This is a genomic window from Naumannella huperziae (genome assembly GCF_054073625.1).
Genome location: NZ_JBSXPH010000001.1, coordinates 3,340,239 through 3,361,037, shown reverse-complemented (window position 1 = coordinate 3,361,037; position 20,799 = coordinate 3,340,239). Strand labels below are relative to the sequence as shown.

General features: G+C 67.5%; 21 protein-coding genes. 8 read left to right on the top strand and 13 right to left on the bottom strand.

The window, feature by feature from the left end:
• Positions 1–1,060 precede the first annotated feature (1,060 nt).
• From ACXDC7_RS16040 to ACXDC7_RS16015, 6 genes are all read left to right on the top strand, one after another.
• Positions 1,061–1,213: a hypothetical protein gene (locus ACXDC7_RS16040; RefSeq protein WP_459222734.1), complete on the top strand. Its 153-nt coding sequence runs from the start codon at positions 1,061–1,063 to the stop codon at positions 1,211–1,213.
• Complete coding sequence (locus ACXDC7_RS16035; protein WP_459222733.1) at positions 1,213–1,986, top strand: DUF6414 family protein; 774 nt, start codon at positions 1,213–1,215, stop codon at positions 1,984–1,986. The genes ACXDC7_RS16040 and ACXDC7_RS16035 overlap by 1 nt, the downstream gene beginning before the upstream one ends.
• A 73-nt stretch (positions 1,987–2,059) precedes the next feature.
• Positions 2,060–3,148 (top strand): AAA family ATPase, encoded by a 1,089-nt coding sequence (locus ACXDC7_RS16030; protein WP_459222732.1) that lies wholly within the window; start codon positions 2,060–2,062, stop codon positions 3,146–3,148.
• On the top strand, positions 3,145–4,998 hold the full coding sequence (locus ACXDC7_RS16025; RefSeq protein WP_459222731.1) for an AAA family ATPase: 1,854 nt from the start codon (positions 3,145–3,147) through the stop codon (positions 4,996–4,998). The genes ACXDC7_RS16030 and ACXDC7_RS16025 overlap by 4 nt, the downstream gene beginning before the upstream one ends.
• Positions 4,999–5,003: 5 nt before the next feature.
• On the top strand, positions 5,004–6,731 hold the full coding sequence (locus ACXDC7_RS16020; RefSeq protein WP_459222730.1) for a UvrD-helicase domain-containing protein: 1,728 nt from the start codon (positions 5,004–5,006) through the stop codon (positions 6,729–6,731).
• 859 nt (positions 6,732–7,590) lie between these two features.
• Positions 7,591–8,502, top strand: a complete 912-nt coding sequence (locus ACXDC7_RS16015; RefSeq protein ID WP_459222729.1) for a GIY-YIG nuclease family protein — start codon at positions 7,591–7,593, stop codon at positions 8,500–8,502.
• A 30-nt stretch (positions 8,503–8,532) separates the two neighbouring features.
• Here ACXDC7_RS16015 and ACXDC7_RS16010 read toward each other — a convergent pair whose 3' ends face one another.
• From ACXDC7_RS16010 to ACXDC7_RS16000, 3 genes are all read right to left on the bottom strand, one after another.
• Complete coding sequence (locus ACXDC7_RS16010) at positions 8,533–9,714, bottom strand: NADH:flavin oxidoreductase/NADH oxidase (protein ID WP_459222728.1); 1,182 nt, start codon at positions 9,712–9,714, stop codon at positions 8,533–8,535.
• A 9-nt stretch (positions 9,715–9,723) separates the two neighbouring features.
• Positions 9,724–10,590 (bottom strand): amidohydrolase family protein, encoded by an 867-nt coding sequence (locus ACXDC7_RS16005; RefSeq protein ID WP_459222727.1) that lies wholly within the window; start codon positions 10,588–10,590, stop codon positions 9,724–9,726.
• A 99-nt stretch (positions 10,591–10,689) separates the two neighbouring features.
• Positions 10,690–12,060, bottom strand: a complete 1,371-nt coding sequence (locus tag ACXDC7_RS16000; protein WP_459222726.1) for an MFS transporter — start codon at positions 12,058–12,060, stop codon at positions 10,690–10,692.
• 71 nt (positions 12,061–12,131) lie between these two features.
• Between ACXDC7_RS16000 and ACXDC7_RS15995 the strand changes: the two genes are divergently transcribed.
• The gene (locus tag ACXDC7_RS15995; RefSeq protein WP_459222725.1) at positions 12,132–12,494 is read left to right on the top strand and encodes a winged helix-turn-helix transcriptional regulator; all 363 of its coding nucleotides are present in this window, start codon (positions 12,132–12,134) and stop codon (positions 12,492–12,494) included.
• 16 nt (positions 12,495–12,510) lie between these two features.
• Here ACXDC7_RS15995 and ACXDC7_RS15990 read toward each other — a convergent pair whose 3' ends face one another.
• The 5 genes from ACXDC7_RS15990 to ACXDC7_RS15970 form a co-directional block, all read right to left on the bottom strand.
• Complete coding sequence (locus ACXDC7_RS15990; RefSeq protein WP_179445508.1) at positions 12,511–13,179, bottom strand: methionine ABC transporter permease; 669 nt, start codon at positions 13,177–13,179, stop codon at positions 12,511–12,513.
• On the bottom strand, positions 13,179–14,225 hold the full coding sequence (locus ACXDC7_RS15985) for a methionine ABC transporter ATP-binding protein (protein WP_459222724.1): 1,047 nt from the start codon (positions 14,223–14,225) through the stop codon (positions 13,179–13,181). The genes ACXDC7_RS15990 and ACXDC7_RS15985 overlap by 1 nt, the downstream gene beginning before the upstream one ends.
• A complete protein-coding gene (locus ACXDC7_RS15980; RefSeq protein ID WP_179445510.1) occupies positions 14,226–15,128 on the bottom strand; it encodes a MetQ/NlpA family ABC transporter substrate-binding protein in 903 nt (300 codons plus the stop codon).
• A gap of 233 nt (positions 15,129–15,361) precedes the next feature.
• The gene (locus tag ACXDC7_RS15975; protein ID WP_459222723.1) at positions 15,362–15,691 is read right to left on the bottom strand and encodes a nuclear transport factor 2 family protein; all 330 of its coding nucleotides are present in this window, start codon (positions 15,689–15,691) and stop codon (positions 15,362–15,364) included.
• Positions 15,692–15,736: 45 nt separating this feature from the next.
• Complete coding sequence (locus tag ACXDC7_RS15970; protein ID WP_459222722.1) at positions 15,737–16,492, bottom strand: SDR family oxidoreductase; 756 nt, start codon at positions 16,490–16,492, stop codon at positions 15,737–15,739.
• A 93-nt stretch (positions 16,493–16,585) separates the two neighbouring features.
• Between ACXDC7_RS15970 and ACXDC7_RS15965 the strand changes: the two genes are divergently transcribed.
• A complete protein-coding gene (locus tag ACXDC7_RS15965; protein ID WP_179445513.1) occupies positions 16,586–17,272 on the top strand; it encodes a TetR/AcrR family transcriptional regulator in 687 nt (228 codons plus the stop codon).
• A gap of 28 nt (positions 17,273–17,300) precedes the next feature.
• Here the strand turns inward: ACXDC7_RS15965 and ACXDC7_RS15960 are convergent, their stop codons facing one another.
• From ACXDC7_RS15960 to ACXDC7_RS15940, 5 genes are read right to left on the bottom strand one after another with little or no spacing between them, the layout of a single operon-like run.
• On the bottom strand, positions 17,301–18,341 hold the full coding sequence (locus tag ACXDC7_RS15960) for a signal peptidase I (RefSeq protein ID WP_459222721.1): 1,041 nt from the start codon (positions 18,339–18,341) through the stop codon (positions 17,301–17,303).
• Positions 18,341–18,973, bottom strand: coding sequence for a SipW-dependent-type signal peptide-containing protein (locus tag ACXDC7_RS15955; RefSeq protein ID WP_459222720.1), 633 nt, complete (start codon positions 18,971–18,973; stop codon positions 18,341–18,343). Before ACXDC7_RS15955 ends, ACXDC7_RS15960 begins: the two co-directional genes overlap by 1 nt.
• Positions 18,970–19,605, bottom strand: a complete 636-nt coding sequence (locus ACXDC7_RS15950; protein WP_459222719.1) for a hypothetical protein — start codon at positions 19,603–19,605, stop codon at positions 18,970–18,972. Before ACXDC7_RS15950 ends, ACXDC7_RS15955 begins: the two co-directional genes overlap by 4 nt.
• Positions 19,602–20,174 carry a signal peptidase I gene (locus ACXDC7_RS15945; RefSeq protein ID WP_459222718.1) on the bottom strand — a complete coding sequence of 191 codons (573 nt, stop codon included), beginning with the start codon at positions 20,172–20,174 and terminating at the stop codon, positions 19,602–19,604. Before ACXDC7_RS15945 ends, ACXDC7_RS15950 begins: the two co-directional genes overlap by 4 nt.
• Positions 20,171–20,698 (bottom strand): alternate-type signal peptide domain-containing protein, encoded by a 528-nt coding sequence (locus tag ACXDC7_RS15940; protein WP_179445518.1) that lies wholly within the window; start codon positions 20,696–20,698, stop codon positions 20,171–20,173. Before ACXDC7_RS15940 ends, ACXDC7_RS15945 begins: the two co-directional genes overlap by 4 nt.
• Positions 20,699–20,799 lie beyond the last annotated feature (101 nt).

Genomic DNA, 20,799 nt, shown 5'->3' with positions numbered 1-20,799 from the left:
TCACCTCTGCGTCGTCGTCTCGTAACCGAATTCCCGGCCCTGAGGTGGGCGCGCGCCCCTATCGACGGACCTTCCGTCACCGGCCAGTCCGCGAGCTTGCGGTACAACCATGCATGTTCCCCCGGCGTGCCCCCAGATCCAATCTCATCGCCCGTAGTGCACGTTGATCACGGCGTCCATGCGGTGCACCGGCAGATTGGACAGGTCAGATATCGTTCGCAATGAGAAGGTCAGGGGTTCGAATCCCCTTAGCTCCACAAGTGGACGTACTAGAACTCCTGACATCGGAAGATGTGGGGGCTGGGACGAGGGCGGCGAACGGCTCAGCGAGTCGGATCGTCGCCCTTTCGTCCTTGCTGATGCCGATGTCGTTGGTCAGCGCCTGGTTCGCAAGGCCCTTGCATTTTTACCGATGTGCGCCGCTAGCCAACGAGTGGGAGAAGACCGCCAGCCGTGGCCTGCCGCGCGAGGAATCCGGACTCGACGACGGCTCTACTGTCCATCGCGCCCAAGACGCCAGCGTCGACACCGCGCACGCGCTCGCTGACCCGGAAGCGTCATCGAGGGAGCTGCTTTACGTGGCGACGACGCACGGGAAACACCGCAACCACGCCCACGTGATCGTGCGCGACCCGCCTGAGGTCGAGCCGCATCTCGACCAGCCCGAGGCCGAGGTCCCTGACAGATCGGCTCCCCAAAGTGCTCGCGCGCAGCGACGCCGACCTGTCCGCCACCGAAACCCCGACGCTCGAGGTAGACTTCTCTGTTCACGTTGCTTGCTGAGTGCGATGTGCTCCCCGGGCATGTTGGGCCCTGTCCCCGACCACATGTAACCGGGAGGGCCGACTCGTGCGTGAAGCCGCGGTCGTGTCGTCGCCCGTTGCGGGCAACCCTTTCGTCATACTGCTGGATGACATGAATCTGTAGCACCAGGCGAGTTCGCGCAGCCGGACACCGCCAGAGAGCGAGGCAGACGATGGCGTCGGTATCTCCGCAGATCCCGCTCTGGGGCTACTCAAGCACGTTGAGCCTTCGTCGGGTTCGGTGCACTGGCGGAAAAATGATCCTCGACGACCTCGACTGGGGCGGGGCGACGGGTACCAGCTCTGCCAACTATCAGTTCGACGCCGCACCGATCGGAGTGGTCAGCTACAACTGCACGGCCGACAAGCACGGGCTGCTGATCGGCGGAGCCCTCGGAGGTGAAGGCTGATGGTTGGTGCAGGCAAAGCCCAGACGAACCCGCCTCTGATCAAGATCGTCTACTTCGATGAGGAGTCGGCCTCGGACTTGCTAGATATCGTGGCCGGGGGCAAAGAGACTTCTTCAAAGGAGTTGACCAAGGAACGGGCAGCAGAGGTGGAGGCTGAGGCGCGCGCAAAGGCCGCCGCAAAGTTCAACTGGCTGCCCTTCTTCGGGGGATCTGCCGAGGCTGGTGCTGCTGCGAGTGCGTCGGCGGTCGGACGCAGTATCCTCAACAAGACTCTTTCGAACACCATCTTGACCGACTACCTCAGCAGGTTTAGTGTGCTGAAGGGTATAGAACGGCTTGAAGGCCTGACGGTTACTGCTCGTAGCGACTCAGCGGCATACATGAAGATGTTCACGCCGTACTTGGCGATGCTCAAGATCGATGAGCTACCCGTCAATCTTGCTGAACTGGATAGCGCGCTGACGTCGGCGAAGGGGTATTACGAGTTACTCGGGCAAAGTGCGGACGGCACGAAGCGAATCTTGCGCTTCAACATTCAGGCGTTCCGAAACAATTATGGACTGGTTGATCTCGGCCGCATGCGTCTTGTGTTTCACGGCATCCGTGTCGGCAAGGCCTCGGAGTCCAGCCTGACTATGCAGGCGGAGATGGCTCCCGGTGCCGAGCCCGCACCGGTGACGGGTCTGGACGTGGTCGACGGCGCCCTCAAAGGAGCCAAGCAGCTGCTGGACGTCTACGACGTCATCCTTGCGGGAGTCGAGTATGGGGAGTGACACGAAGGTCAGGATCTACTACGGCCCCCTTCCATGGTTCGAGAAGCAACTCGGCAGGGGGTCTCGACGGTACTTGCTCGACGCCATCAACGAACGCGACGAAGCCAGACGCCGCATCTGGCACACCGTCGATGGGCAAGAGAGCACCGAGGAGGAGGCGCCCGCGCCGCGGCCAGACCGCCTGATCGCGATGTCCAGCGACTACGCGAGTGTCCATGAGCACGCCATAACGAACTTCGTTGGCCTCGTGCGAGAGATCAACCCAGAGCACCTGCTCCTACACAACCCACCCGAGCTCATCCATACGCAGCTGGGCAGAGTGTTCAAGACGAAGGTTGAGTCCTTCGCCTATCCAGTCGTCACGCGCGACACCCTGGTTAAGTTCCGCGACGGCTTCGCAGATCATCTCGTTGGACAGCGAGCAGTCCGAGAACGGATGCTGGCCGCCCTCTACCCCCTGACTACGGATCGGCGCAGCAAGCCAGTTGTCCTGATGTTCTACGGCCCGTCCGGCGTCGGCAAGACGGAGACTGCCCAGTTCATCAATGGACTTCTTGGTGGCAAGCTGCTTCGTAAGCAGTTCTCGATGTTCCATAGTGACAAATTCGCCTCCTATGTCTTTGGCGGCACACACTCCGAAAGCTCATTTGCGCGGGATCTGCTCGACCGCTCCTCGGGCGTGATCCTGATCGACGAGTTCGACAAGGCAAACTCCGTCTTCCACAGTGCCTTCTACGAGGTTTTTGACCAAGGCTTCTTCGAAGATAAGAACTACCGGGTGCAGCTTGGTCCGGCGTTGATCATCTGTACATCGAACTACGGCTCGGAAGACGAGATCCGCCAAGCGCTAGGGGACGCTCTCTACTCGCGCTTCGATGCGTTGATCCCGTTCGAGCCGCTGTCTCCCGACGAAATCAGGCAAGTCACCGATCGGCTGGTAAATGGTCGGTTCGAAGCTCTCTCGACCGATGAGCGGGCGGCCCTCGACAGCGACGAGATCAAGTCTTTGCTCCACGCTCACGCAAGTGGCACCGGCAACGTCCGCAAGCTCGGAAAGCTGGTCGACGAGGTGATCTCGCTGCTGCTGGTCCGTGCGGTGCTAGATGAAGCGACTGATCCCACCGGGCCTACGTCCCCCGATAGCGAGGACACTGCGGTATGAGGGTCAGACAGCTCGAGATCGAGAACTTCCGCGGCATCACAGAGGGACGCTTTGTCTTCCAGCAGCACACCCTGCTCGTCGGCGGAAACAACATCGGAAAGTCCACGGTGTGCGAGGCGCTTGAATTGGTGTTGGGACCGGAGCGCCTCTACCGTCGTCCGGTCATCGATGAGCACGACTTCTCCCACGGCGCCTACCTTGGCGACGAGGGCGACCCACGCGAGATTCGCGTTCGCGCCGTGCTCACCGACCTCTCGGAGGAGCAGCTGCGCCGGTTTTTCCAGCACGTCCGGCGCTGGGATGACGAGAAGCTCTCGTTCGTTGACGAGGAACCGGACAGTCTCCAATCCGCTGATGACGATGGAACTGTCTGGGCGCTCCCTGTCATCTTTGTAGGACGCTATGACCGCGAAGAAGACGACTTCACCGGAGACACGTTCTTCGACCACCCGTTACCCGAGCTTGACGAGCTCGACGAAGACGAGCGCGCATCACTGGGATCGGGCCGTGCGCGGTTCAGCCGTGCACACAAGCGACTCTGCGGCTTCATCTTTCTGCGAGCGCTGCGCACCGGATCTCGCGCTCTCAGCCTGCAACGCGGTTCGCTACTCGACACTATACTTCGGCTCGGCGGCGAGGGCGCAGCGGAGATGTGGCAGGACGCACTTGGCGCGCTGCAAGACCTCGATCCGGCTATCGGAGAGATCGAACAGCTAAAGGTGATCCGCGAAGACATCCGCACACGTCTCGGCAAGTTCGTCAACCTTGCTCCAGGCGAGGACTCCGCGGCGTTCTTCGCCTCAGACCTGACACGCGAGCACCTACGCGAGGTCGTCCGGCTTTTCGTTGCGACGCAACCGAGCAACCATTCGGTGCCGTTCGCCAAACAGGGCACCGGCTCGATCAATCTGCTGGTGTTCGCGCTGCTGACGATAATCGCGGACCTGAAGCAAGACCACTCGGTCATCTTCGTGATGGAGGAGCCGGAGATCGCGCTTCCTCCCCACACCCAACGGCGCGTGACGAAGTACGTAGTGCAGCAGATGGGACAGTCGATCGTCACTTCCCATTCGCCCTATGTCATCGAGCAGTTCGACCCAGAGAACGTGGTGATCCTCTCGCGTGACGGGGATGCCTTCTCCGGTGCACCGATCGACACTACAAGCGTGAAGCCGAAGACGTACCGCACGCAGCGCCGCCAGTTTGCTGAGGCGATCCTGAGCCGCGCCGTCCTCGTTCTTGAGGGGCAAACGGAGATGGTGGCCGTGCACTCCGTCTCATCGGCGCTCGAGCAGTTCCGGGGCGACTACTCGCACGTTGATCTCACTGGCGTTACTCTCTTCAACGCGGGAAACGACCGCGAGGTGCCGCGGTACGCTCCGATCTTCAAGGCTCTCGGCAAGCGGGTCTATGGGATGCGCGACAAGCTGAACGCCCCTGATGCAGCGGACGCAGCGGAGAACGCCAGTTCGTTCGACGAGTTCTGGGAGTCACCGGAGACGGGCATCGAGCAGATCCTCGTGAAGCAGGTTTCGACGCGTGTGTTGCGGAGCTTCCTCGACGAAGTCGTGCAGCGTGACGACTATCCGACGAGCCATCCGTACGTGGCCGAGCAAGTTGCTGACGACGACCTGGCCGTATTGGCAATGAAGGTACTGAAGGCCCGCAAAGGCGACGCGTTCGGCTTCGGGTACACCGGGACACTCATCGAGCAGTGTCAGACCGAGGATGAACTGCCCGCCTTCATCCGCGATGCGCTTCTCACTATCAACGAACAGCTCCAGGACGAGCCTGAACCAACTCTTGACGACGCTCAACCAGCGACCGGCTCCGCAGAGCCCGAAGAGTAGGCGCCATGGAGGTGCAGCTGTCCGAGACCGCCCAGGGAGCCCTGGATCGCGACTGCCCCGTTTTGGTGCTCGGTGGCCCCGGCTCTGGCAAGACCACGCTGTCGCTCCTGAAAGCGCAAGCGATGCTCCCGGTTCTGCAGCCCGGCCAGGAGATCCTCTTCCTCAGCTTCTCCCGGGCGGCTGTCCGTCAGGTCGAGATCCGCTGTCGCGACATCTTGCGCTCGGACGACCGTCGGCAGATAGTCGTGCGCACCTACCATGCCTTCGCGATGGACATCCTGCGTGCGCATGGTCGCCTGCTCACCGGACGCGTTCCGCACATTGTCTATCCCGGCGATGAGAACCTCGCCAAGGCCGCCTTCGACGGCGACTGGGGCGCTGAAGTCGAACGTCTCGCACGCGATGAGGGCCGCTACGTGTTCGGACAGTTCGCCGCAGCCGCTGCCCAGCTCGTTTCGGGCAGCGCGTCGATTGCGGCCCTTCTCGCCAACAAGTACCCGGTGATCATCATGGATGAGTTCCAAGACACCGACGACGCTCAGTGGGCGCTGGTCAAGGCGCTGTCCGCACGCTCGAAGAGCGTGTTCATGGCCGACCCGGATCAGCGGATCTTCGACTATGACGCGCGTGTGGACCCGGAGCGCATCAACCATCTGCGTGACCACCTCGGACCCGCGGAGTTCGACCTCAGCGGTGAGAACCACCGAAGCGCTGACGCCAGTATCCTGCAGTACGCCAACGCAGTGCTGACGAACCGGCCTCTCCCGGACACCAAGGACGTGATCACGCGCGCCTACTGGGCGAACACATTCGATAGCACTGTCCACGCCGGCGTCATCTGGATGCTCAGTTCGCTCCGCAAAGTGGGCATCACCAATCCCTCTGTCGGCGTACTTGCACGAACGAACGCGCTCGTCGGGAAGCTATCGGCGATCCTCGGACAAGAACACAGCTTCAACGGCCAGACACTCAGACCCGTAGAGCACGACGTGTTGTGGGACGCGGACCTCACCGCGGCGGCCGCCTTGGTAGTGGCCTCAATTCTGGAGTGGCAGAGTCACCCCAAGGATGCTGCACTCGGCCAGACCTTCGATCGCATCGCCGGCTATTTCGATGCGAAGAATGCTGCCAGCGCGAGCAATGCCGCCCAGCAGACCAGCGGGCGGTACCGGACGGCCGCTGACCTCGCGCGTAGAGGTGCGGCGCAGCGGTTGAAGAGCGCCAAGGCACTCACTGCCTCTTACGACAGCGGTCTGGCGCTTCAGGGCGATCCAGCGCGGGACTGGCTACACGCGCGTGATCTGCTCGGCGCCGGAAACGACTTGTCTGATCTCTTGGCGAACGCCAAGTTCGTCCGACTCTTCCGCGCAACCGATGAGATTGGAAGTCGACTTGCCTCGGCGTGGGATTTCCACGGTAGCTACGGACGCGCCGTCGGCGTCGTACGTCGCGCGCTCGAGGTAAGCAGACTCCAGGCCGACCAGCGCGACCCACGCGGCTGCGTGCTCATGACCATCCACAAGGCCAAGGGCAAGGAGTTCGATGGCGTCCTGCTCATCGAGGGGCAGTACCAGGGCAACTTCTTTCGCGACACGGACACCGAGGTGCAGCGAGCCGAAGCGCGACGTCTGCTGTTCGTCGGCATCACCCGCGCGCGACACCAGGTGACGATCATTCGGCCGCAAGGCGCTCCGGCACTTGTGGTCCCAGCGGGTGCGCCGGCGTTGGCATGACTTGCGGGATGACGAGACACCCCGACCCAGGATCGACATCGACGCGACCGCGAAGATCGAGGCCGCGTTCGGACGGTCACACCCTGATGGCACTCCGACTAGCCGAGACGAGGTCCACGGTGGATAGACGGCTCCCAGAGGTCGGAGTTGTCAACGTCTTTGAGTAACTGAGACAGCGTCACTCGGATCGGACACCTAGCGCCGAGGATGACCTCCTAGGCTGAGCCGGAGAGGCTTACGTGATCAGACGCTCGATGCACATCGAGTCGTCGACTGATGGGATCGCGCTATCACCGTTCGTGCGGGCAGTTCGGATAGCGTCCATTTGCTCTCCGCCAGGGGGCGTTCTGGCTCGTCTCCTAAGGCTCGCGACCCCGGGTTCGTCGTCAATGGCGCCGTCTGGGCATCACCGATACCGAGTCTCGCCTGATTCCACGCGGAACTCAGCTGCTCGAACCGCTGCCAGGTGTTCGGTTTGAGTCCACCCGCGTCCACGAGGAGGCCGTCATTGGAACCCTTGACCTGATCAGGGCGAGGTGGCAGATGGAACCTCCGGCCCCAGAGGAGCTCGGCGGCTCTGCGTTCTCGGTGTGCCCGGCGTTGCGGAGGCGCTACTGGGCCGGCTGCCGGGTGATCTCCAGCGTCTCGGAGAGCGCGGTGGAAACCGCCCGCGTGAGCGGCGGGTCCGGGTCCTCAGGGATCGGATCGAAGTAGATCCGGGTGAACCGGCCCGATTGAAGCGACGGCGATCGGAATCTCTCCAGATGGCCGTAGGGTCGGTGTGGGCCGTGATGGGAGCCAGAACGGAGTCGACTGTGACCCTTCGTCTGACTGAATCTGTCGGCTCCGAGCGATATCAATGATCATGCGCATCACCCTCGACGGCCAGTGGTTCGAACTCACGCCTGAGCTCGTTCGGTCGCGCCTCGAAGGGCATGCGCCCGAGAAGATCCGCAACTTCTGGGTCGATATCGACGGCATCCGTTGGCCGGTCAAGCAGGTCATCTCGCTCGCGACCGGCGTCAAGGACCGGAAGCGATTCCCATCGCAGTCCTCGCGACGCTGGCTCGAGAATCTGGGCTTCGCGATCGGGAGCGAGAACGCAGCGTTCGCCCAGGGGCGACCTTCGAGTCGGGCGACGATTTCCTCGACTCGGCCTTCCCCGCCGCCGACGATCCACCCAGGGACTAATCCGGACAATGAGAGTCCGGCTGGCGTCGAGATCGGCTCGGTCCTCGACCGCCTCCGCGACGACGCCTCATCGAACAGCCTTGCAGACGTGCTCGCGACCGGCGGGCGCGGCCTGAAGTCGCCAGGGATGTACAGCTGGTGGGTCGATGCTGCTGGCGCTGAAGACCTCTCCCGCGGCCTCGGTCACCCGGTCGAGCCCGGCCTGATCTACGCGGGACTGGCAGGAGCGACCCGCAACGGTGGGTCGAAGTCGTCAAACACACTATGGGGACGCATCGCGACGATGCACCTTGGCAACAAGCGCCAGTTCTCCACGCTGCGAAGGAGCCTCGGCGGGATCCTGGCGGCAGCACACGGGCAGCCCACGATCGACGAGGTCGAGCTAACGAGCTGGATGCACGCGCATCTGCGCGTCGTGACGATCCCTGTCGATGATCCGGACACACTCAATGACCTGGAGTCCGCGTTGCTCGCCGAGCTCGACCCCCCGCTGAACCTCGCGAAGGTCCCAAAAACACCGCTGAGGCAGAAGCTCTCCGCACTGCGGAAGCAGTTCGGGACCGGAGAGGCAAATGCCTGACCGTCGGTGGACCCCGTCGGGCCCGGCGAACTACTCCGGGATGGCCGCCTCGTCGATGCCGGCGGCCCAGGTGGAGCCCTTCCCGCCGAAGCCGCGGCGGGCCCGCTTGGCGAGCCAGTGCGCTGCCTGGGGCGGCGACATGGCGTACCGCGGATCGATGCCGAGTTTCTGCGCGGCATCCAAACCCCAGTTGGGGTTGTAGAGGAACTCGCGGCCGATCGCGACCAGGTCGGCGTCGCCGTCGCGCAAGATCGACTCCGCCTGGTCGGCGTGGATGATCAACCCGACCGCCATCGTCATGATGTCGGCCTCGCGGCGGATCTGCTCGGCGTAGGGCACCTGGTAGCCGAAGCTGTTCAGCCGGAAGAAGTTCGGCACCGCCGAGGTGGTGCCGCCGGTCGAGCAGTCGATCACGTCCACACCGAGCGGCTTCATCCGGCGCGCCAGCCGCACGTTCTCCGCGGGCCCCCAGCCCGCCTCGTCCTCGATCGACAGTCGGACGAACAGCGGCTTGCCTGCCGGCCAGTTCGCGCGTACCTCCTCGACGACCTCCAGCACGAAGCGCATCCGGTTCTCCTCCGAACCGCCGTAGGCGTCGGTGCGCTGGTTCGCCGCGGGGGAGAGGAACTGGTGCAGCAGGTAGCCGTGCGCGCCGTGCAACTCGATGATGTCGAAGCCGGCCCGGTCAGCCCGCGCCGCCGCCGCGCCCCAGGCGGCGATCGCGTCCGGGATCTCCTCCAGCTCCAACGCGCGCGGCACCGGCGAGGCTTCCGAGTACGCGATCGCCGACGGCGCCACGAGGTCCCACTGCTCCCAGGTCTCCGCGTCCACGTCCTCCGGGGTCAGCGCGGCCGCGCCCTCCCACGGCCGCTTCACCCGCCCCTTGCGCCCCGACTGCCCGAGCTGGATCGCCGGCGTCGCGCCGTTGTCGCGGATGAAGTCGGCAATCCGGGCCAACGGCGGGATGTGCGCATCCGACCAGATCCCGAGGTCGCCGATCGTGCCCCGGCCGCGCTTCTCGACCTTGGTGGATTCGAGCATTACCGTGCCGGCGCCGCCGAGCGCCCAGCGGCCCGCGTTGACCAGATGCCAGTCGGTGGGGAACCCGTCGATGGCGGAGTACTGGTGCATCGGCGCGGTGACGATCCGGTTGCGCAGCGTGATCTCGCGCAACCGCATCGGCGTGAACAGCAACGGGGTCCGCCCGGTCATCTCGTCTCCTCAGAACCCGTAGAGGACCTTGGGGTTCTCGACCAGGATCTTGTGCAGCGTCGCCTCGTCGGTGACCACCCGCAGCAGCAGATCGATCAGGTCCTCCTCGCGCGGCGGCACGTGATCGCCGACGTGCGGCCAGTCGGTACCCCACACCACGCGATCCGGGTTCGCCTCGACCAGCGCGCGCATGAACGGCTCGGTGTCGGTGAACGGCGCGCCGATCTGGGAATTGCGGTCGGCGCCGGAGATCTTGGTCCAGTAGCGGCCCGTCTTCAGCTTCTCGCACAGCTCGCGGGTGCCCGGATTGTCCGCACCCTCGTTGGCCGGGGTACGCCCCATGTGGTCGATCACGAAGTCCAGCGGCAGCTTCTCGATCCGCGGCGCCAGCTCGGCGAGATCGGCCGCGGCGACCCAGAGCTGCGCGTGCCAGCCGCGCTCGCCGATGCGGTTCGCGAGCGCCTCCAGATCCTCCAGCGTCATCCCGCCCTCGGCGTACTTCTTCCCACCGAGCCGCAGCAGATTGATCCGCACGCCCCGAAAGCCCGCCTCGGTCAGCTCATCGAGACGCTTGTCGGTGATCGCCGGATCGACCAACCCGATCGCGCGCAGCCGGTCGGGATGGCGCAGCAGCGCGTCGTAGGTGACCGCGTTGTCGGCGCCCGCGCCGCGCGCGTGCACGATCACGCCCTTGGCGATGCCGAGCCGGTCCCACAGGGCGAGCAGATCCTCCACCGGCTTCGCCGCCGCGGACGTGTGCTGGCCCGCCTCGGAGCCCGGGAACCGATCGTAGGGGCCGTAGATGTGGACGTGGCAGTCATAGCTGCCGGCCGGCAACCTGGGCGTCTCGACCGTCGACGGCTCGCCTGCGGACATCAGCTATCTCCTTTGATCACCGCCGCCGAGCAGGAGGACCCGACGGCATCCGAGCGCCGAACCTAATCAGCCGCCGCGCGGCCGGACAAGCGCGGCGTTTCACTGCGAGGGACGGTCATCGGCCGCCGAGTGAGTATGGGTCGGTACGCCGGTCGGCAGCAGTGCCGCACCGAGCGCCGTGGCCGCGGCGGCGACGAGCGCGATCGGGAACCCGAGCACCGGATCGATCGCGGCGACCGTACTGAACGCGGCAATCCCCAGGCCGGTGCCGACGGCGAACGCGATCTCCTGGATGACACCCGCCTGGGCGGCTCGTCGCGGCGTCGCGGCCTCGAACAGCGCCGTCGTCGCGATGGTGCCGACCGCGCCGTAGCCGAGCCCCACGAGCGCGAGCGCAGCGGGCAGGGGCACGACGCCGAGGCCGGTGGCCAGCGCGCCCGCCGCCTGCACCCCCAGCGCGATACGGACGACCAGCGCGGAACCGAGCCGGGCGTGGGTCAGCGGCGCGAGCAGGCCGCCCGCGGTCGTGGCCAGCGCGAGCGGCACCAGCGCCAGCCCCGCCTGACTCGGCGAGCGGTCCTCGGCGAGCTGCAGGTGCACGCTGACCAGATAGATGCAGGCGCCCGCGGCGGCCGCCGAGATCAACAACTGAATCGCCGACACGCTCACCCGCCGTCTGGCGAACAGCGCGACATCGAGCAGCGGGTCCGTCGCACGCCGCTGCCGGCGGACGAAGACGGCCAGCAGCGCGACGCCGATCACGAGCAGGCCGGTGCCCTCGACGGGCGCGGCCGCGAGTCGCTTCACCGCGTGCACGATCACCCCCAGGCCGACCCCGGACAAGATCAGGTCGACGGGATCGAAACCGGGTCGACCGGCGCCGCGGGACTCGGGCAACAGGCGTATCGCGGCGAGGGCGGCGATCGAGGCGATGGCGACGAGCGCCGCGAACACCGAGCGCCAGCCGAGACGATCGGTCAACACGCCCCCGAGCACCGGGCCGAGCGCGTTGCCGGCGCCGACCGTGGCAACCCAGGCCCCGTTGGCGATGGCAAGATCACGGCCGCGGAAGCGAGTGCCGATCGTGGCCACGACGCTCGCGATGACGGCGCCGCCGGCCAGGCCGGTGATCGCCCTGGTGATGATCAACACGAGACCGGCGCTCGCCAGCATCGCCACGGCATTGCCGAGTGCCATCGCGCCGAGACCGATCACCAGGACGGTACGCCGCCCGAACCGATCGCCGAGCCGGGCCGCGAAGAGCAATCCGGCGGCCAGGCACAACGGGTAGCTGTCGACCAGCCACGCCCGGCCCGTGTCCGACAGCGACACCTCGGCGGCGATCACCGGCGCCGGGACGGCGATCAGGCTCATCGACAGGCTGCTGCCGAGAATGCCCAGCAGCAGCGGGATCAGGACGAGCCAGCGGCTGCTCGGTCCCGAGGGCGTCGTCGGTTCGCTCTCTGCCACCTAGGCGAGTATTCGCTGTACGCTACGAAACGGGTAGTACTGACATTCTTGTCCGTGTGGAAGGAGCCCCGATGCGTGCCCAGACCGAGAAGGTAGTGCGCGAGTGGCAGCACACCTGCGCCGCCGAGATCGCCGCGACGGTGCTCGCCGGGGCGTGGAAGCCGGTGATCATGCACGAGCTGCGTGAGGCCGGCGTCCTGCGCTTCCGCGAGCTCGCCCGGCGTACCGGCGGGCTGTCCGAACGCGGCCTGACCCGGCAGTTGCGTGAGCTGGAGGAGGACGGCCTGGTCGCGCGGCAGGTGTATCCGCAGGTGCCGCCCAAGGTCGAGTACCGCCTGACCGAGGTCGGCGAGGAGGCGCAGGAGGTCCTCGACGTGATGGCCCGCTGGGGGCGTGGGTACGCCGCGCGGTTCGGCCCGGGCGAGCCGAGCTGAGCTCCCGTCGCGGGCCTCAGTGCCGCAGCGCCCGGCGGGCCAAGCGGTTGCCGACGAACTGGCCGATCTGGACGATCAGGACGATCGTCAGCACACAGACCGCGATCACCGCGAAGTTGAACCGGTTGTAGCCCTGGACGATCGCCAGCTCGCCGAGGCCGCCGCCCGCGATCAGCGCCGACGCGGCCGAGGCGTCCATGATCGCCACGAACATGAACGTGAAGCCCAGGATCAGCGGGCCGAGCGCCTCCGGCACGAGCAGCGACCAGATGATCCGCCAACGGCTCGCGCCCATCGCCCGGGCCGCCTCGATGACCCCGGGATCGATGGCGACCAGATTCTGCTCCACGATCCGCGCGAACGCCACCGACGCCGCCACCGCCAGCGGCACGATGATCGCCGGCGTACCGAACGACGCCCTGACCAGCGCATAGGTGACCGGCGCCATCAGCGTGATGAAGATGATGAACGGGATCGGCCGGATGATGTTGATCACCACGTTGACGACGTTGAACAGCACCGGGTTGGCGAGCAGCCCGCCGCGTCGCGTGACGTAGAGCAGCACGCCGAGCGCCGTCCCGAACACCCCGGCCGCCGCCAGCGCCACGCCCACCATCAGGAGCGTCTCGGCGATGGCGGTGATCAACTCGGGGCCGAAGACCGGCCAGTTGATGCCGTTGCGCATCAGAGCACCTCCACCTCGGTACGCCGGGCGATCTCGGCGACCAGCCCGTCGACGGCCTCCGGCGTACCGCGCAGTTGCAGCGTCAGCGAACCGAACGCGCGATTCTGCAGCGTCTGGATCCCGCCGTGCACGATCTCGAAGTCGACCCCGCGCGCAGCCGCCCCGCCGAGCGCGACCCCGAGGCCGACGCCCTCGCGCTGGGCGACCCGCAGCAGCGTCCCCGGATGCGTCGCGCGCAGCCGCTCCAGCTCGCCGTCCGACGGCCGGTCGCGCAGCGTCGAGCCGACGAAGCTGGCGCCGACCGCGGAGCGCGGCTCGGCGAACACGTCGAACACCTCGCCCTCCTCGACCACCCGCCCGTCGGCCATCACCGCGACCCGGTCACAGATCGTGCGGACCACGTCCATCTCGTGGGTGATCACCACGATCGTCACCCCCAGCTCGGTGTTCACCCGGCGGAGCAGCCGCAGCACCTCGCCCGTGGTGTCCGGGTCGAGCGCGCTGGTCGGCTCGTCGGCGAGCAACAGCGCCGGGTTGGTCGCGAGCGCCCGAGCGATGCCGACGCGCTGCTTCTGCCCGCCGGAGAGCTGTTCGGGGTACGCCCGCGCGCGCCCGGACAGCCCGACGAAGCCGAGCAGCTCGCTCACCCGCGCCCGCCGCCGCTCGGCATCCCAGCCGGCGATCCGCAGCGGGTACTCGACGTTGCCGAACACCGTCCGCGAACGGAACAGGTTGAACTGCTGGAAGATCATTCCGATGCCGGTACGCACGGCGCGCAGCTTGTGCTCCGGCAGCCCGGTGATCTCGGTGTCGCCGACCCGGATGGAGCCCGACGTGACCGGCTCCAGGCCGTTGATCAGGCGTACCAGCGTCGACTTGCCGGCGCCGGAGGCGCCGATGATGCCGAAGATCCGGCCCGCCGGGATGTCCAGCGTGACATCGTCCACGGCCAGCACCGGCGGGTCGCCCGGGAACTGCCGCGACACCCCGCGCAGGCCGACGCCGCCGGCCGGTGCCCGGCCGGCGGCCTCGCGTGCGGTCGGCATTCAGCCCTTGTTCTTCAGGTTGTTCTCGATCTCGGTCAGCGTCGCCTGCAACTGATCGGGCGAGTCGGTGCGCGAGACCCCCGTGCCTCCGGTGGCCTCGAGGCGCTGCTTCTCGACCTCCGGACGGTGGTAGATGTCGACGATCTTGGCGAAGGCCGGGTTGTCCCTGTCCGCCGCGCGGGAGACGATCACGTTCACGTACGGCTTGGTGGACTCGGCGTTCGGGTCGTCCTTGATGATCGCGGAGTTCGGATCGATCCCCGCGTCGGCGAGAAAGTTGTTGTTGATGATCGCGCCGTCCACGGTGCCCAGGCCGACCACCGTCTGCGAGGCGTCGACCGCCTGGATCTTGACCTTCGACGACGGCAGCACGTCGGACTCACCCGACAGCGAGTTGCCGCCGTCGCGCAGCTCCACCAGGCCGGCCTGCTGCAGGACCAGCAGCGCCCGGGCCAGGTTGGACGGATCGTTCGGCACGGCGATCGTGCCGCCGGCCGGGATCTGGTCGACGCTGGTGTGCTTCTCCGAGTACAGGTTCAGCGGCACCACATAGGTCGCGCCGATCGGCGTCAGGTCGTCGCTCGCCTCGACGTTGTACTGGGCCAGGAACTGCAGGTGCTGGAAGGCGTTCAGGTCGAGCTCGCCCGACGACACGGCGGGATTCGCCTTGGTGTAGTCGGTGAAGTTGGTGACCTGGATGTCCAGGCCCTCGGCCTTGCCGAGCTCGACGATCGTGTTCCAGTACGGCTGCGCGCCCTCCGTCGTGCCGATCTTGATCGTGACGGGCTCGCCGGGCGCGGCGCTCGGCCCGCCGGCCGGGCTCGCGCCCGGGCCGTAGGAGCATGCCGCCATCACCAGCGCGACGACTGCCGTGATCAGCGCGGGCAACAGCTTGCGGGACATGGGTTTCTCCTTCGGTCGGTGTGTGCCACGGCCGACCCGGACACGCGGCTGCGTCGGGTCGCGGCGCCGCGGTGAGGCCCAACGTAGGCAATACTCGACTGTCCCTATCGAGTTTCTTGCGATGTGGTCGCGGGTACGCCGGTCCGGACGCGCGTGCTAGGTCCCCGGCACGCGGGGGAACGTGCCGAGGACCAGCCGGGCGCCCGGCCGGGTCGCACCCGGCCGTCACCCGCTCATCCCTCCCGGATCGTCATCCTGGCGATCTTGTCGCCGGCGACATCGAAGGTGAACCGGCTGCGCCCGTTGGCGTAATTGCTGCGCCAGTCGCCCACCACGGTCACGGTGTCGCCGTCCACCCGGACCTCCTCGGGGGTGAGGGTGCCGCGGGAGCCGATGAACTCCTTGTCGCTCCATGCCTTGATCTGGTCGCGGCCGGGGAACTCGCGTCCCCAGTCATTGACGGCACCGTCGTCGGTGAACGCGTCGAGGAAGGCCTGTTCGTCGTGTCGGTTGACGGCGGCGACGAACGAGGCGACGGGTTCGGGAATGGTGGGATCAGTCATGCCGGTTCTCCTCGGTGGTAGCGGGCTGGATCCGGAAGTACGCGATCAACGAGTGGTGTAGCCGCCGTTGGCGAAGATCGTCTGGCCGGTGATCCACCAGCCTTCGGATGCGAGGAACCGCACGATGGGCGCGATGTCCTCGATCTTGGTGAGCTGATTGCCCATCGCCTGCGACTTGTGGAACTCCACACGCTCGGGCGTCTCCTGTCCGTAGAAGAACGGAGTGTCCATCGGCCCCGGCGCGATGGCGGTGACCGAGATGCCGCGCTCGCCGAACTCCTTGGCGGCGGCCCGGGTGAAGTGTTCCACCGGGCTCTTGCCTCCGGCGTAGGTCGAGTAGCCGTCGGTGAATGCCGCGAGCAGTGCGGTGACGATCGTGATGACCTTGCCGTTGTCGGCCAGGCTCCGGCCGGCCTCCTTGATGAAGAAATAGGCGGCCTTCGCGTTGATGTCGAACATCGAGTCGTACTCGTTCTCGGTCGTCTCGACGATCGGCTTGCGCAACACCTTGCCCACGGTGTTCACGGCGACGTCGATCTGTCCGATTGCCGCCGCGGCGTCGGCGAACAGCTTCTCCACGTTGCCCGGCACGGTCAGGTCGCCGGTCAGGATCACGCCGCGACTGCCGGTGGCCTCGACCTCGGCCAGGGTCTTCTCCGCCTCGGGCCGGCTGGACTCGGAGTTGTAGTGGATGGCGACGTTCGCGCCCGCCTGGGCCGCCTGACGGGCGATCAGGCCGCCGAGATTCTTCGCGCCGCCGGCGATCAGGACGTTCTTGCCCGCAAGGGTGGGGTTGGCCATGGTCAGCTCCTCGTGCGTTCTGCGTGCTGGTACCCGGATTGTATCTGTGACATGTAACGGTATATCACCGATACATAAAGCTAATGTAGCAGCATGGTCGACACAGGGGAACGCGATACCCGGACAAGGCTGCTGAATGCCGCGGCGGACATGATCGCGGCCGCCCCCGGCGAGGAGGTCTCGCTGCGTGCCGTCTGTGACGCGGCCGGGGTGCGGATGCCGACCCTGTACCACTTCTTCGGCAGCAAGCAGGGCCTGATCGAGGCCGTCATCGAGCGCGGTTTCGACATGTACCTCGACACCAAGACCGCGGTGAAACCATCCGGCGACCCGATCCGCGATCTGCGGGCGGGCTGGGATGCCCACGTCGCCTTCGGCCTCGACAATCCGGGCTTCTACACCCTGATGTACGGCAAGGTGCGCCCCGGCTACTCGCCGGCCGCACAGTCGCGGCCCAGCGAGATCCTGCGTTCGATCACCCGGCGGGCCGCCGACCAGGGCCGGCTTGTCGTGGACCCCGACCAGGCAGCCGCACACGTTCTGGTGGCCAACATCGGGGTCACGTTGCGCCAGATCGTGCTCGATGCGCCGGACCGGGAGCTGTCGGCCGCGGTCCGCGACGGGGTCATCGCCGCCATCACCGGGACCGGCGGCGCGAAGGGGGGTGCCGACGCGTCACGGTCACTGATCGAGCGTGCTTCGGCGCACCCTGAGGTGTTGGGACCCGCAGAGACCCGCTTGTTCATCGAATGGGCCCAGCGTCTCGAACGCGAACCCTGACCGCCAAGCCCGGCCATCCGGCACGGGCTCAGTTGCGGCAGCTCTTGCCCAGCCAGGCAACGCTGTAGCCGGTCGTGGCCGCCGGAGATTCCCAAGCTGCTGGCGTCTTCAGGACGGAGCTGACGCCGACGGCGTAGGTGCCCGAGCGCGAACTGGGGACGTCGACCGCGAGCGTCGAACCGACCGAGCCGCTGCCCGTCACCCGCGTGGTCTGCACGGCCTGCCCGTTCCCATCGGTCACGCGCACCAGGTAGTCGTAGCGGGCGTCGGTGTGCTGCCAGCGCACCGAGACCGAGGTCAGGATGATCCCGGACACCGCACACCTGAGATCGGCGGGCTGGGCGATCCGCAGCGCGGAGTAGGTTCCGGTCCGGGCTGCGGCGGCGTCGGAGAAGGCCGCCAGCGTGGGGAGCGGCGCGGTGCCGGCGAGCGCGCCGGCCGGGGCGGCGATCAGGGCCGCCGTCAGTGCGGCGGCACGCCGCGGGAGGCCATCGTCGGCGCGGCGCCGGGCGCCGCCGGGGGCGTCGTCGCCATGATCATCTCCGTCTCCATGATCATCATCCTCGCGATCACCGCGGCCGTCGGGCCCGCGGCGGGAGAAGCCGATCGCGATCGCGCCGGCGGCGAGCGCGCCGCCGAGGAGCAGCGCGAGCGGCTGGCGAGCCGCGTTCAGCAGATAGCCCGCGGCCGGGACGCTGACGATCACCCGCTCGGCCTCCGTGACGCGGTACGCCTCGGCGTCGGGCGCGGCGTTGGCGTCGCCGCGCAGCCGCAACGCGATCTCGCCGGCCGGGCCGGAGGGGGCGGTCTCGATCACGCGGTGCGTGACGCGTACCCCCTCGGCGGTCTGCACGCTGACCACGTCGCCGACGCTCAATTCGGACGCGGGCACGGTTTCGGCGAAGGCGAGATCGCCGGTGCGGATGGCGGGCGACATCGATCCGGACAAGAACACCAGCGGCGTCACGCCGCTGAGCAGGACGCCGAGCGTCCAGGTCAGACAGACCACGCCGGCCGCGCAGCCCGTCCACAGGACCAGGCTCGCGGCGAGCCGCCGCGCGCGCTCCATCACTTCGCCTGCGTTGCGGAGAAGGTGAACGTCGCTGCGCCGGACTTGCCCTGGGCCGTGTTGTCGGCATCGGCCGGCAGCGCCACGCGGATGCAGACCGTCTCCTCGGCGGCGCCGGAGCCCGAGCGCAGGGCGGCCCGCGACGAGACGACCTCCTTGGCGTTGCCGCCGAGCGTCCCGGCGGAGAACGTCGCCTCGCCCGAGCACGTGTTGGTCCGCAACCCGTTCGAGGTCTGTGCCGATCCCGCCCGTCCGCCGGGATGCACCGACCAGCGCAGCGCCGAGGCGAGATCGCCCGACGCGGTCGCGGCGACGGCATAGTCGAACCCGACCGAATCGGCCGGCCGCTGCACCCGGACCGTGAACGCCTGGCTCTCTCCCGGGACCATCGACGTCATCCCGGTGGCATCGTCGGTCCAGGTTCCGCCCTGGCCGGCGAGCTGGTCGTTCAGCGTGATGTCGAGCGTGCCCGAGCGGAACCGGCCCGTCTCCAGGGTCGCCTCGTCGGTCCAGTAGGCCAGGGTGCCGACGCTGCCCATGCCGACCACGACGCCCAGGCTGAGCAGGCCGGCGAGCCGGCGATGCCAACCCGCGCGGGTCGGCCGACGGATGGCGCGTGCTGCGCGCTTCATGATCGTTTCCCCTCTCTCGCGCGCACGGCGAGGGCTCCGGCGAGGACCGCTCCGAGCGCAGCAACAAACAACAGCGGGCCGAATGTGGCGCCCGTACGGGCGAGTGCGCCCGCGGTGCCCGGGACGGTCGTAGCCGGCCTGGGATCGGTGGGGCCCGGCTCCGGATCGGTGGGGCCCGGCTCCGGGTCGGCGGCGAAGATCGCAAACTCGACGCCGGCCCGCCGCCGCTCGGTCAGGTTGTCGGCCTCGGCCGGCAGCTCCACGACGACGCGCACGGTCGCCGTCCGACCCGGCGCGAGTTCACCCACCTCGACCCGGCCCGCCTCGCCCACCTCGGCGACGCCCCCGCCGGGAAGCTCGGTGGCAACCCGGAGGGCGTCGGCGAGCTCAGGGTCGCCGCCGCGGCTCACCTGCAGGCTGACCTGCACCGTCGCTGGGCGGTCGTTGCGGACGGTGATCACGGACGTTGCGGCATCGCCCGGCGTCCAGGCCCGCGGGCCGAGCGGCTCGGCGGCGCCGCTCCCGCGGATTCCTTCGTCGGTGATCACCACGGTGCGCTCGTGGGCGCCGGCCGACGGCGCGGCGACCAGGCACAGCGCGCACGCAGCGAGCAGTGCGGCGAGTCCTTTCATCGCTCGGCTCCCGCGGCTCGGCGAGGCGTCGTCGCCACGGAGGCGGCGCGCCGATCGCGTACCGCACCGGTGAACATCACCGCCGCGTAGAGCAGGAGCGCACCCGCCGCGCCGGCGATGATCAACTCGCGCTGATCACCGGTCAACACGCTGGCCGGATAGCCGAGCAGCGGGACGGCGTACCAGACCGTGCCGCGTACCTGGACGGCGCGCACCCACCCCGGGTCCGGCCCGGGGTTGGCATCGCCGCGGGTACGAAAGACCGGCTCGCCCGTGGTGGTCGACACGCCCTGCGCGATCACCCGGTGGGTGACCACGGCGGGCCGGCCGGATTCGAGCTGGTAGGTCAGCACCGAGCCGGTCCGGATCTGTTCGGTGGGCACGGGGCGCACGATCGCCAGGGTCCCGGGCGGGAGTGCGGGGCGCATCGATGCGGTGAGCACCGCATAGGGGGTGGCCCCGGCCAGCCGCGGGATGAACACCCCGACAGCCAGCGCGAACGCGGCGAGGCCGATCACCGTCCACGTGGCGAGGCGCGCGACGAGACGCGCGATCGCCGTGACGTTCACGGGGTGGCGTCCACCTGGGTCAGCGTCACGGAGATGTCGCTGAGGTTCAGTTCCTTGAGCTGGGAACTGTTGTCGGCCGATTCGCCGAACGGGAAGTCCACTGCGAGGTCGGCCTGCAACTGGGCGCCGTTGTCGGCCTCGGTGATCGTGGAGTCCGCCGCGATCGGGCTACCGCCCAGGCGGTAGTTGGGGACGATGTCCACGGCGTCGAGCAGGTCGCCGCTCGGGGTGGCATCGACGACCTCGACCGCGGCCTTCAGATTGTCGCCCTCGGCGACGATCGTGTAGGTCCCGGCGAATCGCAGCTCATCGCCCGGGACGACCCGGACGGTGCTGACGTCGGCAACGGGTGCGCCGTTCAGCGTCCACTGCGCGGTGCCGGGCTCCAGGGCGAGCTGCCCGGAGGTGATCGACCCGCCGCCGAGATCGGCCGTGGCATTCCAATAGGCCAGGGTGCCACCCGCGCTGATCAGCAAGGCGGCGGCAGCGGTCGCCGCGACGGCGCCCTTGATCGACTTCTTCATTCTTGTCCCTCATGATCGCTGGAAAGTGCGCGCAGCAAAGCGTCCAGGCGCACCCAGCAGAACGGAAAAGCGGCATGGGTGAACCCGGCGGCAAAGCGGCG